10 protein-coding genes are annotated in these 14,328 nt (G+C 70.6%); 5 read left to right on the plus strand and 5 right to left on the minus strand.

The genetic code is table 11. The features are described from left to right. Positions 1–31: 31 nt before the first annotated feature. Positions 32–631, plus strand: coding sequence for an ABC-type transport auxiliary lipoprotein family protein (locus F6X38_RS07600; RefSeq protein ID WP_150968995.1), 600 nt, complete (start codon positions 32–34; stop codon positions 629–631). Positions 632–719: 88 nt separating this feature from the next. Here the strand turns inward: F6X38_RS07600 and F6X38_RS07605 are convergent, their stop codons facing one another. Beyond that, positions 720–7,874, minus strand: coding sequence for an apolipoprotein A-IV repeat region-like domain-containing protein (locus F6X38_RS07605; protein ID WP_150968996.1), 7,155 nt, complete (start codon positions 7,872–7,874; stop codon positions 720–722). 400 nt (positions 7,875–8,274) lie between these two features. Between F6X38_RS07605 and F6X38_RS07610 the strand changes: the two genes are divergently transcribed. Next, positions 8,275–8,649: an Hpt domain-containing protein gene (locus F6X38_RS07610; RefSeq protein ID WP_150968997.1), complete on the plus strand. Its 375-nt coding sequence runs from the start codon at positions 8,275–8,277 to the stop codon at positions 8,647–8,649. 112 nt (positions 8,650–8,761) lie between these two features. Then, positions 8,762–9,082, plus strand: a complete 321-nt coding sequence (locus F6X38_RS07615; RefSeq protein ID WP_150968998.1) for a 2Fe-2S iron-sulfur cluster-binding protein — start codon at positions 8,762–8,764, stop codon at positions 9,080–9,082. 11 nt (positions 9,083–9,093) lie between these two features. Here the strand turns inward: F6X38_RS07615 and F6X38_RS07620 are convergent, their stop codons facing one another. Continuing rightward, positions 9,094–9,717 (minus strand): DUF922 domain-containing Zn-dependent protease, encoded by a 624-nt coding sequence (locus F6X38_RS07620; protein ID WP_150968999.1) that lies wholly within the window; start codon positions 9,715–9,717, stop codon positions 9,094–9,096. Between the two features lie 122 nt (positions 9,718–9,839). Between F6X38_RS07620 and folP the strand changes: the two genes are divergently transcribed. Together folP and folK are read left to right on the plus strand one after the other, a co-directional pair. Continuing rightward, a complete protein-coding gene (gene folP, locus F6X38_RS07625; protein ID WP_150969000.1) occupies positions 9,840–10,685 on the plus strand; it encodes a dihydropteroate synthase in 846 nt (281 codons plus the stop codon). Next, positions 10,682–11,179: a 2-amino-4-hydroxy-6-hydroxymethyldihydropteridine diphosphokinase gene (gene folK / locus F6X38_RS07630; RefSeq protein ID WP_150969001.1), complete on the plus strand. Its 498-nt coding sequence runs from the start codon at positions 10,682–10,684 to the stop codon at positions 11,177–11,179. Before folP ends, folK begins: the two co-directional genes overlap by 4 nt. On the opposite strand, the gene F6X38_RS07635 is transcribed toward folK, so the two are convergent. From F6X38_RS07635 to F6X38_RS07645, 3 genes are all read right to left on the minus strand, one after another. After that, positions 11,180–11,713 (minus strand): hypothetical protein, encoded by a 534-nt coding sequence (locus F6X38_RS07635; RefSeq protein WP_150969002.1) that lies wholly within the window; start codon positions 11,711–11,713, stop codon positions 11,180–11,182. It lies immediately after the preceding gene. Positions 11,714–11,796: 83 nt separating this feature from the next. Then, positions 11,797–12,861 carry a YcjF family protein gene (locus tag F6X38_RS07640; protein WP_150969003.1) on the minus strand — a complete coding sequence of 355 codons (1,065 nt, stop codon included), beginning with the start codon at positions 12,859–12,861 and terminating at the stop codon, positions 11,797–11,799. Then, positions 12,858–14,315: a YcjX family GTP-binding protein gene (locus F6X38_RS07645; RefSeq protein WP_150969004.1), complete on the minus strand. Its 1,458-nt coding sequence runs from the start codon at positions 14,313–14,315 to the stop codon at positions 12,858–12,860. Before F6X38_RS07645 ends, F6X38_RS07640 begins: the two co-directional genes overlap by 4 nt. Between the last annotated feature and the right edge of the window lie 13 nt (positions 14,316–14,328).

The following is a 14,328-nucleotide window of genomic DNA, read 5'->3' on the forward strand; positions in this document are numbered from 1 at the left end:
CCGCGCGGTCGCGACCCGCAAAGGCCTGTCGATGAGTCACCGCTTCCGCATGTCCGCCGCCCTGGCGCTCGTCTCGGCGCTGAGCGGCTGCGCCGCGCTCGGCGGAACGACGCCGCGCGATACCTACGAGCTGTCCTCGCCCTCGACCGCTGCCTCCGCACCGGCGCGCAAGCGCCTGCAACTGCTCATCCCCGACCCGACGGCGATCAAGACGCTCGATTCGAACCAGATCGTCGTGAAGCCGACGCCTTATTCGGTGGAGGCGCTGCAGAACAGCCAGTGGAGCGACCGGCTGCCGCGCATCGTCCAGCTCCGCATGGTCCAGGCCTTCGAGAACACCGGCCGCGTCGGCGCGGTCGGCGTGCCGGGACAGGGCCTCGCGATCGACTATCAGGTGATCATGGAGATCCGGCGCTTCGAGATCGCGGCCGGGCAGGGCCGGCAGTCGGCGCAGGTCGAGATCGCGGTGAAGATCCTGAACGACCGGAACGGCACGGTCCGCGCGACGCGGACCTTCACCGGCGGCGCACCGGTCTCCGGCACAGGCAACGCCGCCTTCGTCGCCGCGCTGGACAAGGCCTTCGACGGCGTCGCTCGCGAGATCGTCACCTGGACGCTCCAGACCGTCTGAGATCGGGGTGTCTGCCGCGCAGCTGCGGCGACCGGACATGAAAAAGGGCGGCTCGATGGCCGCCCTTTTCGTTTGTCGCCTACCGCCTTCAGCCGTCGAAGCGGCCGGAGGCGTGGGCGAGCATGGTGTAGACCTTGCCGGTGTCGGAGCCGAGATAGGTCCGCGAGAGCGAGCTGTCCTTGTCGCTCTTGGCGATGTCGGCAAGCAGGCTTTCGAAGTCCGCGATGTAGCGGTCCACCGCCGAGCGGAACTCGCCGTCCCGCTGATACTTGCGGCGGATCTCGTCGAAGGTCTGCTGCCCCTTCAGTGTGTAGAGCCGCCGGGTGAAGACGTTCCGCTCGCCCCGGCGGTAGCGATCCCAGAGCTCGACCGAAACGTCGTGGTCGATCGCCCGGGCGATGTCGACCGACAGCGAGTTCAGCGACTCGACGACGTGCTCCGGCGAACGGGAGGCCGCGGAGGCCGGCGCGGTCGGGCGCTCGCCCGCCGGTTCGGCCGCACCCTCCTCGTCGCGCGAGGCGCGGCGCAGGAGGTCCGACACCCAGCCGCCCGAACGGGCCGGCTGGTCGGGTGCGGCGGGCTGCAGCGGTTGAGCCGCCGAGCTTTGCGCGGGGGTGGAGGCGACCGGAGGCTGCGATGCCGGCAGGATGCTGCCGGAAGCCGGACGCGGCGTCGGCGCGGGAGCCCGCTCCAGCTCGACGCTGCCGCGTAGGTCCTGCGCGAGGTTGCCCTCCGTGCCGAAGCGGGCCGCGGGCCGCAACGCGGGCCTCGGTTCCTCGCTCGGCGGCGCGGCCGGGCGGGCGATCGGTTCGAACGCCGCCTGCGCCGCAGCGCCGAAGCTCTTGATATCACGACCGGCCGAAGCGGTGGGGCGCGACTCCGACCCGTTGCCGCCGCGGCGCGCGCCGACGTCGAAGGCGCGGCCGGACTGGGCGACGATGTCACTCAGATCCCGCAGGGCGCGAATCTGATCCGACACCGCCCGGCGCATGGCTTCCGTGCTCTCGCGAGCCTCGTCCGGCAGTTCGAAGACGCCGCGCTTGATCTCGCCACGCGTCGCTTCGAGCTCCTCGCGGATGCTGGTCGCCGTGCGCCGCATCTCGTCGGTCGCACTCGCGAAGCGTTGCGCCGCGTCCTCGACGACGCCGCGCACCACGTCGCGGATCTGCGAAGCGGCCGCGCCGGACCGGCTCTCCACGTCGTCGAGCTGACGCCCGGCTTCGGTGAAGGACGCGCCGATCTCGGAGTTCAGCCGCTCCGTCACGAGACGCGAGCGCTGTTCGGTCCGCTCGAAGAGGCCTTCCACGACCTCCTCGAACGAGCGCATCAACTCGCCGATCTCCTCGGACCGGCGGACGAGGCCGCCGGACAGTTCTTCCAGGCCGCTCCGGCGCTCGGTCAGGGTAGTCTCGAGGTTGGCCTGCGCCGTTTCGATCAGGCGCGCGGCCTCGCCGAGGGCGTTGCCGTGGTCGTCGAACTTCGCGGTCATCGCCTTGACCTGATCGAAGGCCGCGTTCGACAGGCGGTCCAGCCGCGAAGCGTTGCCGTCGAGGAGGCGCGACGAGGACTCGATGACGCCAGCCGCGCGCTCGGCATTGTCGCTGAAGCGTTCGCCGGTCTCGCGAAGTGCCGCGTCGATCGCGCCGAGATTGCCCGCCGCATCGTCGATGAGCGTCCGGAGGCCGCCGTTCGTCTGGGACAGGCGGTCGACCAGCGAGCCGATCTCCCGGCCGAGGCGCTCCCGCGCTTCCGCCGCACCGCTGACGATGGCCTCGCCCGCGTCGGAGAACTGCGCGGCGATCTCGTCGCCCTTCTCGGTGATGGTTTGGCGTGCGGCGTCCGCCTCGCGAGCCAACATCGCCGACACGCCGGCGACGTCGTCCCGGAGCCGGGACGCGACGTCGTCGACATCCGAGCGCATGGTCTCGGACGCGCGGCGCAGCTCCTCGCGGATCGCCCCGGTCGCGCCGTCGAGATTGCCGCGCAGCGTCTCCGACGAGCCGCCGAGCGCATCGGTCAGCCGCTGCGAAAGCGCCTCCATATCGGCGGAGAACCGCTCGACGCGTTCGCTCAAGGTGTCGGCGATGCCGGTGCCGCTGTCCGCCAGCCGCTCCGCCACACCGGCATACTGCTCGACGAACTGGCCGGCGCTGTCGCCGATCTCGCGCTTCGCGGCCTCGGTGCGGTCGCGGATCGCGACCGCGGCCTGGCCGATCTCCGCGGCGATGGCGAGCGCGTCGCTTCGGAGATTGCCGCGCGACTGCTCGCCGGCCTCCCGCAGCCGCTCGGCCGCGGCCGACACCGCGTTGGCGATATCGTCGACCTGACCGTCGATCTGGTCCTTGACGGTCACCGCATCCTCGCGCAGTCGCGCCGCGGCGTTCTGCACGGCGTCGGCGATGGAGCCGGCGTCCTCGCGCAGAATGCCGCGCGAGTCCTCGCCGGCCTGCCGCAGCCGCTCGGCCGCCGCACTGACCGCGCCGGCGATGCCTTCAGCCTGCGTGCCGATATCGCGGCGCACCGAGTTCGCATCATCGAACAGCTTGGCGGACGCATCCGCCACGGCGCGCGAGATCGCCTCGGCCTGTTCGCCGAACGAGGCACGAGCCGCGTCGGCGTCGGCGCGGATGCGCTCCGCCGCCGAGCCGATATTGCCGACGAAATCGACCGCGAGCGTCGCCAGCCGCTCGCGCGCCGCTTCGGCTTCCGAGCGCATCGCGAGCGAGGCGCCGCCGATCTGCGTGGCGAGGCTGGCGCTTTCGGAGCCGAGCGTGTCGCGCGCCTCCTGCGCCTCGCGGCGGATATCGGCCGAGAGGCCGGATATGCTGCCGACGAGGTTTTCCGCCCCTTCCACCAACTCGCGCCGCGACGTGTCGCCCTTCGCGGCGAAGTCGGCGGCAACGGCGGCGAACTGCGTCGCGAGACGCTCCGCCTCTTCCGCCAGCCGGCCGCGAGTTTCCTCGCCGGCGGTGCGGAACACCGTCTCGATTTCCGCGACATGCGCGGAGATCGCCTGCGTCTCGCCTTCCAGGCCCTTGCGCGCCCGCTCCGCTTCCTCCGTCATCGCGGCGGTGGCCACGGTGATGGCGCTGCGCAGCGACTCCGCCACGAGGGCGGTGCGGCTGGTCAGTGTCCGGTCGACGTTGCCGAGGCCGCGCTCCAGCACTTCCGTGATGGTTTCCGTGCGCTGGTCGAAGGCCGTCGTCACCGAGACGGTGCCGGATTCGATCGCGGCGACGAGGTCCTCGCGCCGGGCTTCGAGCGAGCGGGACACGTCGGTGACGCTCTGCTCGATGACGCGGCGGATGTCGTCGGCGCGGTCGTTCAGCGTCGCGCCGGCCGACTGGGTGGCTTCCTCCAGGATCCGCACGATTTCGTCGCGCCGGTCGTCCAGCACCGTGACGAGGCGACCGTCGACGCCGGACAGGAGACCGGTCATGTGCTCGGCCGAGCGGTCGATCCGCTCCAGAAGACCGGACGCGCTGCGGTCGAAGTCGCCCGACAGCCGCTCGGCACGCTCGTCCAGCCCTTCCGCCACGAGGCGGCGGGCATCGTCGATCACGGACTGCAGCGTCGCCGCCTGCGCCGCGATGTTGTCGCGAAGCTCGACGGCACGGCCGTCGAAGCCGTCGACCAGGAGAGTGCGCGCTTCCTCCACGACCGCGCGGAAGCCGGCGGCTCGGGAGTCGAGGCCTTCGCGCAGTTGCGCGGCGCGCTCGTCCAGCGTCGAGGCAAGGCCGAGACGCTGTTCCTCGAGGCCGTTGCCGAGGCCGTCGCGCGTTTCCTCGACGATGCGACGCAGGGCGTCGATCTGCGAGCCGAACTCGCCGGACACGCGGTCGAGCACGTCGCCGAGCGCTCCGCGGACGCCCGAAACGCGCTCTTCCAGCAAGGCGAGGAAGCTTTCCTGCGTCTCGTCCGCCGCCTGGCGCAGCGCGTCGGTGCGCTCGGCCAGCGCCTCGCGGAGCGCGTCCTGCTTCTCGCCGAGCGTGGCGAGGCTGCGTGCTTCCGCCTCGCGGACGAGGGTTTCCGTCGCCGCGACGTGCCGGTTCAGGCTGGTGTCGAAGGTGCCGGCGCGGGCGTCCAGCGCCTCGATGATGCGCGTCGACTGGGCGTCGATATTGCCGACGAAGATGTCCGCGCGCTCGGTGAACAGCCGCTCCAGATGGAGACGCCGTTCCTCGATGGCGGACTGCAGGGCGCGTCCGCGCTCGTCCGTACCGGTGGTGAGGGTCGCTTCCGCATCGGACAGGACGTGGCGCATCCGCTCGACGCCCGCCTCGATGGAGGAGGCGAGGGCGCCGGACCGCTCGTCGAGGCCGCCGATCAGTGTGCGATGCGCCGACGCGAAGGACTGTTCGAGTTCGTCCGTGCGGCGGCCGAGATCGTGCGACAGGCCGCCGACCCGTTCGTCGAGCACAGCCCGCAGCGCGCCGGTGCGCGCTTCGATGCCGCCGAGAAGGCTGTCCTGCGCCGTCGCGAGTGCAGCCGCGATCGCCTCGGAGCGTTCGCCCAGCGAGCCCGCGACGTCGGCGAAGCGCTCGTCGACGATGCGGCGGAGGTTCTCGCTGCGGCCGTCCATGTCGGAATGGAACGCGCCCAGCCGTTCGTCCAGCGCGCCGGTGAGGGTGCCCGCGCGCTCGTCGATGCCGCCGAGGAGGTTGCGCTCGACGGATGCCAGCGCTGCCTGCAGATCCTCGGCGCGGCGGACGAGCGCGTCCGTAAGACCGCCGAGCCGCTCGTCGAGGGTGCCGTCGATGCCGCCGACCTGTGCTTCCAAGGTGGTACGGAACTCGCCGAGACGCGCATCCAGCATGGTCTGAAGCTCGCCGGCGCGACCCGCGAAGGCGGCCTCCGACCGCGCCAAGGCTTCGCTTGTCGCAGAGGCCAGTTCGCTGTTGCCGTTCTGGAAAGCGGCGACGATCTCGCGACTGCGATCGGTGAGAGCGCGCGCGAATTCCGAGGAGCGGTTCTGCAGGACACCGGCGATGCGCTCGCTGGCGTCGACGATGGTCGTGGTGCGCGCTTCGAGCGATTCCACCAGAGCGACGCCCCGTTCGCCGAAGGCCGCGTCGAGCCGGTCCAGACGCTCGTCCAGCCCGCCGACGATCGCGTCGCCGTGCTGCGATAGCAGCGTGCGGCTGCGCTCGCTGCCGGCGTCGATGCTCCGGGCGACCCGGTTGACGAAGTCGTCCTGCTGCTCGTCCAGGCGCTGCGACCGCTCGTCGAAGGCGAGGCTGAGTGCCATGAGGAAGGCCTGCGTCTCCTCGCCGAACCGGCCCGAACGCTCGCCGAGATCGGAGGACACGCTTTCGATCACCCGCCGCTGCTCGTTTTTGAGCGCAGTCGAGCGCTCGTCGAAGATCGCCGCGAGGCGTTCGACGAAGCTGTCGGTTTCGAGCGCGAAACGCTCCTGCCGGTTGCCGAGCTCGGCCGCCACGCCCGAGATGAGCCGCTGCCCCTCGGTTCCAAGGGCCGCCATGCGCTGATCCACCGCCACGCGGATTTCGCGGGCGAAGGCTTCGGTGCGGGCAACGAAGGTCTGGTCGTGCTCGCCGAGATTGCCGTTCATGTCGGCAAGGAAGCGGTCGGCGTCCGCGCCGAAACGCTGCTGCCGCTCGTCCAACGTCGAGGTGAGGTCGGCGAGGAAGCGCTCCTGCTCGCCGCGCACGCCCTCCGCGCGGGAGGCGAGGAGCGTCACGACCTCGTCGCTGACGCCGTTGACGCGGCGATCGAACTCGCCGGTGATCGCCTCCAGACGCTCGGTGAAATCCGCCGACCGGGACTGCCAGTCGGAGGCGCGGCCGTCCAGCGCGGCGGCGATCTCGTCGCCGGTGCGGCGCAACTGCTCCGTCGCCGCGTCGGCGCTCTCGCCGATCCGCGCGAGGAAGCCTTCGGTATTGCCGGAGAGCTGCTGTTCGAGGTTGCGGTTCTGCTCGTCGAACAGGTGCGCCAGCGCGCCGCTGCGCTCTTCGTAGGAGCGGGTCAGGTCGTTGCCGCGCTCGTGCAGCATCGCCTCGAACCGGGAGGATGCCTCCTCGATCCGCTGCAGGATCTCCGACGACGCGCCGTCGACCTCCGACACCAGCTTCTGGTGCGAACCGACCACGGAGGAGCGCAGCTTCTCGGCGTGCGACAGCATGGCCTCGCGCTCGCCGGCAAGGTCCTGGATCAGCGCGCGGATCCGCACCTCGTTGTCGGCATAGGAACGCTCCAGCGCCGAGACCTCGGTATGGACGACGGTTTCCAGCTCGGCGGTGCGGGCGAGCGCCCGCTCGACGCCTTCGCCGAGCCCCGCGATCTCGCGGCGGATCGCCTGACCGATGGTCGCGACGCGATCGGCCGCGATCGATTCCGGCTCGGCCAGACGAAGCGCCACCTCGGCCATCGAGCGGCTCATCAGGCGAAGATCCGAGGAACGGCGCACCATCACCGCGAAGGCGAAGATGAGCAGCACCGGGACGAGAGCGGCGGCGAGCACCAGCGGCAGGCCCGGCGCGGCCGCGACCTCGGACGCCGAGGTCGGCACGGTGAAAAGGCTCTGCCCATAAATCTCGTGGCCGACATAGACGGCGAGCGCCGCCCAGACGACGGACACCACCGCTGCCACATAGATCGGCGTGCGGGACGCGCGGCGGTTCAAGAGAGCCTGCGCGTAGACGGTCTCGCGGCGCGCCTCGTCGTTCGCCGGGCTCGGACGCTGAGTGGTCTGCACCGCCGGCGAGCCGTCGTCGCGGCTCGGCTCGCGGCCGGCTTCGGCGCGAAGGCCGGGCGTCGGCGGCTCGTTGGCCGCGCGCGGCGGAACCGTCGGGCGCGGCGGCATGGAAGCGGCGGCCGCCGCGGCGAGGCCGGCTCCGGCTGCGGCGGTCGGAACCGCCAAGCCGAGGTCGGGAGCGTCCGACGAGGCAGCGGGCGCGGTGTCACGCGGCGCTTCCGCGCGGAGGTCATCGGCGGGCGGCTGGGCTCCCTCGGCGCCAGCCATGAAGACGCCGGTCGCCTCCTGAAGCTGGCGGTCGAATTCCTCGAAAGCGAAATCGATGTCGACCGTGTCGGGCGCGAATTCTTCCGGCTCGATGCGCCCGGCCGCTTCCGCCGAGACGTTCTCGATCACGGCTTCGCCTTCGTCGGGTTCGTCGGGCAGTTCGTCGACGTCGTTGCCGAGCCGGAAGTCCGATTCGAGCGCTGCTTCCAGTTCACTCAGCGCTTCGTCGGACAGGAGTTCGGAGGTCTTGATCTTCGACATTGCCTGCCTCGCTACCCGTTACCCCGAAGCCGTCCGCATCGGCCCCGTGATCCGACCGCCGCGGAAATGACGCGCCGGTCGGCTTCGTTGCCGGCCTCGGTTCTCCAAAGCGGAGCGAAGCCGGCAGTTCCGCGATCTTCACCGTAGTTATGGTGCGATTCGAAAGAAATCGTAAAACCCCGCAATCCCTACAACTTTAAACATACGGTTAACAAACCGGCCGGGGATGCGAAAAATAGCGTCTGGACTCCGGACGTCGCGGGTCCGACGTTCACCCCTTCTACACGATTCCGCCGCACGATCGGCGCGACGCGGGATCAACCTGCGCACGAGGTTAACGCCGGTTCACGTCTCTTTCGCCGAGACGACGACCGCGCCGCAGCCGGGAGCGAGAACAGGCATGAACCAGCGACGACGCGTTCTCGACCGACAATCCGGGGAAACAGCGGAGGCGGCCCGTCCGTCGCGGGCGCGACCGATCGACCTCGTGCACCTCGCCGGCCAGACGCTCGGCGACCGGGCGCTCGAACGCGAGATCCTCGGCCTGATGGCGATCCAGGTCGAGCAGTGCTCGGCCCGGCTCGGCACGGCGAACGATGGCGAGCGGCGTTCACTTGCCCATGCCATCAAGGGCGCCGCCCGCAACATCGGCGCGTTCGCGCTGGCCGACCGCGCCGAGGTCTCCGAGAACCATCCGGGCGACAGCCTCGCGACGGCCTCGCTCCTCGCCGAGATGCAGCGCACCGGCGCCTTCATCCGCACGCTCCTCGGCTGACGGAAGCCCGTCGTGCTCGCGGGCGCGCGTTGACTCCGGGCGGGAACATGCCCTTAGAAGCGTTCCAAACCCGGCGGCCCGCGGCCGCTCGAACGGCGGCGTACATTCGACAATGACAAAACTGACCTTCGTTTCATCCGGCGGCGAGCGCTACGAGTTCGACGTCGCGAACGGCACGACCGCGATGGAGAACGCCATCCGCAATTCGGTGCCCGGGATCGACGCGGAGTGCGGCGGCGCCTGCGCCTGCGCGACCTGCCACGTCTATGTCGATCCCGAATGGACCGCGCTCGTCGGCGAGCCGGAAGCGATGGAAGAGGACATGCTCGACTTCGCCTGGGAGATGAAGCCGAACTCGCGCCTGTCGTGCCAGATCAAGATGCGGGACGAGCTGGACGGCCTCGTGCTGCACGTTCCCGAGCGGCAGGCCTGACGCGCCCCGCCCTATTGCGTCGCGCGCTCGCTTGCCAAGGCCTTCTCGATGTTCCGCTGCAGCAGCCGTTTCAGCCGCCGGTTGACCTCGCGACCCTCGACCTTGTCGAAATCGAGCTGCGCCCGCTCGTGCTCCTTCAGGTAACGCGCGGTGGTGGCGTTCACCGCCGCTTCCATGCTGCGGCAATCAGGCCGCGGCCCGAGATTGCGCACGGCGCTTTCCATCTTGCGCACGTAGCCGCGGGCGATCTTCGCGTGGTCTTCCTCGTGCCGGTAGATGTCCTCGGCGAGGGTGCGCCAGATGATCGCCGTCGCGGCGGAGGCCGAGCGCGTCGGCGTCCAGCGGGGCAGGATCTTCACGAGCTTCAGGGTGAAGTCGGTCCGGCCGACGCGGCAGGCGCGGCCCGACGGCGCATAGGTGATCCGGCCGCCGAAGCTGACCTGCGTCGCGCCCGGATGGCGGTCGCCGGCCGTACCCGCCGACGGCCCCTTGCGATTGAGCTCGCGGTCGAGCTGCTCCAGCGTCGAGCCCCGCACGGCGAAGTAGGTCGTCCGTTCGCTAATGGTCGCGGCACCGGCCGCGCCGGCTGCCCCGAGCGAAGCCGCGACGAGCGCAGCCGGCAACATACGTTTCATCCGGCGCTCCGCGACCTGGCCCAAGCCGAAAGGTTAGAGAAAAGCCGAGGGCGCACAAGCCGCTTGCGCAATCAATGCTCCGGCATCTATCGGCGTGGTGAAAGGAATCGGACGGTGCCGAAATGACACTGCCGGCGACGGCGCATTGGCGGGTCGGCCACGGCCGCACGGTCGAGCTCGGGCCGAAAAGCGTGCTGATCGGCATCCTGAACGTGACGCCCGACAGCTTCTCGGACGGCGGCCGCTTCATGGCGTTGGACGACGCCGTCGCGCAGGCGCGGCGCATGCGCGACGAGGGCGCGGCGATCGTCGACGTCGGCGGCGAGTCGACGCGGCCGGGCGCCGAACCGGTATCCGAGGCGGAAGAACAGCGGCGCGTACTGCCCGTGATCGACGCCCTCGCGGCGGAAGGCTTCCTCGTGTCGGTCGACACCTATCGCGCCTCGACGGCGCGGCTGGCGGTCGCGGCCGGCGCGCATATCGTCAACGACGTGTGGGGCGCGCAGCGCGAGCCCGACATCGCACGCGTCGCGGCGGAAACGGGGGCAGGGCTCTGCCTCATGCATACCGGGCGCGGACGGGAGCCGCTGCCGGACGCGGTGGAGGATCAGGTCGCCTTTCTCGATCGGTCGTTGGCGATCGCGCGTGGCGCGGGGGTCGCCGACGAGGCGATCGTGCTCGATCCGGGCTTCGGCTTCGGCAAGGAGAAAGCGGAGCTCAATCTCGATCTCGTCGCCCGCTTCGCCGAACTGCGCCGGCGTCTCGGCTTCCCGATGCTCGTCGGCACCTCGCGCAAGCGTTTCGTGCGCTCCGTGCTCGGCGAGGGCGCGAATGCCGATATCGCGACCGCCGCGACGAGCGTCATGCTGCGCGAGCGCGGCGCGGCGCTGTTCCGCGTGCACGACGTCGCGGCGAACCGCGACGCGCTGACGGTGGCGGACGCGGTTCTGGCGCGTGGTGCCCGATGACGCGGGCGCTCATCGGTCTCGGCGGCAATATCGGCGATCCGGCCACGGCGATGGCGCAGGCGCTCCGTTGGCTCGACGCGCGGGACGACGCCGAGGTCGTGTCCGTGTCCCGCCTGTACCGGACCCCGCCTTGGGGGAAGACCGACCAGCCGGATTTCCTCAACGCCGTCGCCGCGATCGAGACGAGCCTCGCGCCCTGGCCGCTGCTGGAGGTCTGCCTCGGGGTGGAGCGCGAGCTGAAACGTGAGCGCCGCGAGCGCTGGGGACCGCGGCCGATCGACCTCGACATCCTCGACCACGGCGGGCTGGCCTACCACGACGACGCGCTGACGCTGCCGCATCCGCGGATGGCCGAGCGCGCCTTTGTGCTGGTGCCGCTCGCCGATGTCGATGCCGGTTTCGGGATCGGCGGCCGGACCGTCTCGACTCTCCTCAGCGGCCTCGACCGCGCCGGGATCGAGCCGGCGACGGCGGACGGCTCGTGGTGGCGTTGATCAGTTCTCCAGCGCCGTCTGCTTCACCGGCGCGTCCTCGCGCTTGAGGCTCATGCCGATCACCGGTACGAGTTCCGCGCCGACCCGCACCGAGACCGTGATGTTGAGCTGGTCGCGCTCGGCCAGCTTCGCGATCATCGCGCCGTGAAGCTGCTTGCGGTTCAGGCCGAAGACCACCGTATTCCCGTCGATGTTGCCGGAAACGATGTCGAGGCCCTTGCCCTCCGCACCGTCGAGGAACGAGCCCTCGTAGCCGCCGTTCCGGCGCTGCACCTCGGCGCGGACGTTCTGCGAGAACAGACCCATGCGGCACGAGCCGTCCAGCGCCATGCCCGGCGCCTTCTCGGCTTCGATGCCGGCGAAGTTGCAGACGAACTTCGTGCCCTTGTACTTGCCGGCGACGATCTGGCCGGGGCCGGTCCACTGGCCGACCACCTGGCGGAAGAAAGCTTCGTCGCCGGCGAAGGCGGACGGCGCGGAAACTGCGAAGGCGGCGGCAGCGAGGAAGGCTCCCGCGACGAGCTTTTTCGGCATGTTCGGGATCCCCTCCAGCGAGACCGGCTGACCCCTTGCTTATCGCGCCGAATGGTTAAGCGATACTTTCCCGTGCCCGCTGATCATGTCCGGCCGGGGGCTTGCGGCCTTTCCGCATCACCCTGCAAGCGAACGAGATCGCCCATGAAATCGCCGATCCGCGGCCGGCGGGCGCGGAGGAACGGCAGGGGCCGGCAAAGGTCCATCGCCGCGATGCCGATGCGGGCGGTGAGGAGGCCGTTCACCACGCCTTCGCCGAGCCGGGCCGACAGCCGCGCCGCGATGCCGTGCCCGACGACCTGGCCGACGAGGTTGTCGCCGATCGAGATCGTGCCGGTGACGGCGAGATGGCCGACCACGTCGCGCGTCAGCTTGACGAGGCCGATCGCGCCCGGCCGCGCACCGTAGAGTTCCGACATCCGGCGGATCAGCCGGACATTCTCGAACAGGACGTAGGACACGTCGACGATCGCCTTCGGGCTCGCCGCCGTCACCACCGAGACGCGTTTGGCGGACAGCATCACCAGCGCTCGCGCCTGCCGGTCCACCGGACCGAGCAGCTCGCGTTCGGCGAGGCCGATCATGTCGCGGCCGTCGACCACGTCGTCCTTCAGCGCCGCGAGCCGCGCCCGTCCCCCGGCGGTCTCCGGTCGGTCGGCGAGCAGCGCGACAAGCTTTTCGACCACGGCCGCGGCTTCGCGTTCGGAATCGAGTTCGTAGGCGCGCAGGCCCGCCTTGCGCTCCGCTTCCACCGCCTTCAGTCGCGACAGGCCGAGGAGTTCCCGCGCGACGACGCCGAGAGCGCCGAGCAGGGCGACGAGCGCCAGCGCGAGCGCCGTCCAGCCGAGCCAGTCGGAACGGGCGAAGAGATCACGGACGAGGTTGTCGACCGCAAGGCCGATGGCGATCGAGACGAGCGCGCCGAGCGCCGCGACGAGGATCTTCGCGAAAGGAAAGCCGGCCCTTCGGTGCGGGGCGACGATCGCCTCCTCGGCCTCGATCGCTTCCGCCGCGTCGAGTTCGATGGCGGAAAGGTCCGGCAGCGCGCGGGGGATGCGGACGGCGTCGCCCTCGACCTCCGGCGGGACGGGTTCAAGGTCGGCGTCCAGCTTGTAGGCCGCCGGGCGGCGAGCGGGTTCGTCGCTCATGCGAGCCGGTCTCCCACGAGGAACTGCAGGGCACGGTCGAGCCGGATGTGCGGCAGCGAGAGCTGCACGCCCTCGCTCGTCCGCTCCAGCTTGGGCGGCCGGAAGCGCACGAAGTTCAGTGGATGCCCGTTCTGGGATGCGTCGTCCGGGTCCGCGAAGAGCTTCGCCGGATTCGCGGGCAGGTCGCCGGGAAAGATCGCCGTCTCGCGCGTCCCGTCGAAGCGCTCCGTGCCGATCGTCTCGCCCGCCATCGGCACGCCGACGATCACCGGCAGCCGGCTCCCGCCGTCCGGCACGGTCGCCTCGCGCGTCGCCCGCACCGAGGCGAGCGCAAGCGTCTCGACGCTCGCGCCGCGGAACTTCGCGCGCGCGGCCGCTTCCTCGACGAGACGCCGGACGATGGTCTCCAGCCGCGCATGGCTTTCGCGGTGCAGGTGGTCGGCCTTGGTCGCCGCGACGAGAATGCGGTCGATGCGGCGGGTGAGGAAGCCGCCGAGCCAGCTCGCGCGGCCGGGCCGGAAGCAGAGGAAGATTTCCGTCAGCGCCGTTTCGAGGTCGCGAACCGCAGCGGGGCCGGCGTTGATCGCCTGCAGTGCGTCGATCAGCAGGATTTGCCGGTCGAGACGGGCGAAGTGCTCGCGGAAGAAGGGCTTGGCGACGACGCTCTTGTAGCCTTCGTAGCGCGCGGCGAAGAGGCCGGCGAAGGAGTTCCTCGGGTAGCTCCGTCCGGCGTTGACCGGCAGCGGTGCGAAGGTGAGGGCGGGCGAGCCTTCGAGATCGCCCGGCATCAGGAAGCGGCCCGGCGGCAGCGTCGAAAGCGCCGAGCGGTCCTCCCGGCAGGCGCGCAGATAGGCGGCGAAGGCGCGCGAAAGCTCCTGCGCCGCCGTCTCGTCCGCCGCTGCCGCCGGGTCCAGCGCGTCGAGCCGGGCGAGGAACGGCGCGGCGGCTTCCGCCCGCTGCGGCAGGCGCGTCCGCTCGATCGCCTCTCGCGAGAAGGTCGCGAAATCCTTGTCGATCAGCGGCAGGTCGAGCAGCCATTCGCCGGGATAGTCGACGATGTCGAGCGACAGGCGGCCCGCCGGCAGCACCCGGCTGAGCAGGGAGGCGGACTCGTATTTGATCGTCAGCCGCAGTTCCGAGATCGCCCGCGTCGAATCCGGCCAGATGCGCCGCTCGACCAGCGTGCGCACGTGCTCCTCGTAGCCGAAGCGCGGCACGGCGACATCGGGCTGCTCCTCCAGGAAGCTGCGGGCGATGCGCCCCGACGCCTGCGCCTCGAACAGCGGCACACGGCCGCCGTGCAGCAGGTTGTGGACGAGGGCGGTGATGAAGACCGTCTTGCCGGCGCGCGACAGGCCGGCGACCCCGAGCCGGAGGGTCGGATGGAAGATCGATGTCGCCCGGTCGGCCAGATTGTCGAAGGCTATGCGCGCCTCGTCGGCGATCGATGGCATCGGGCGAAGGGCT

Source organism: Plantimonas leprariae, from assembly GCF_008802405.1.
Taxonomy (GTDB): Bacteria; Pseudomonadota; Alphaproteobacteria; order Rhizobiales; family Rhizobiaceae; genus Plantimonas; species Plantimonas leprariae.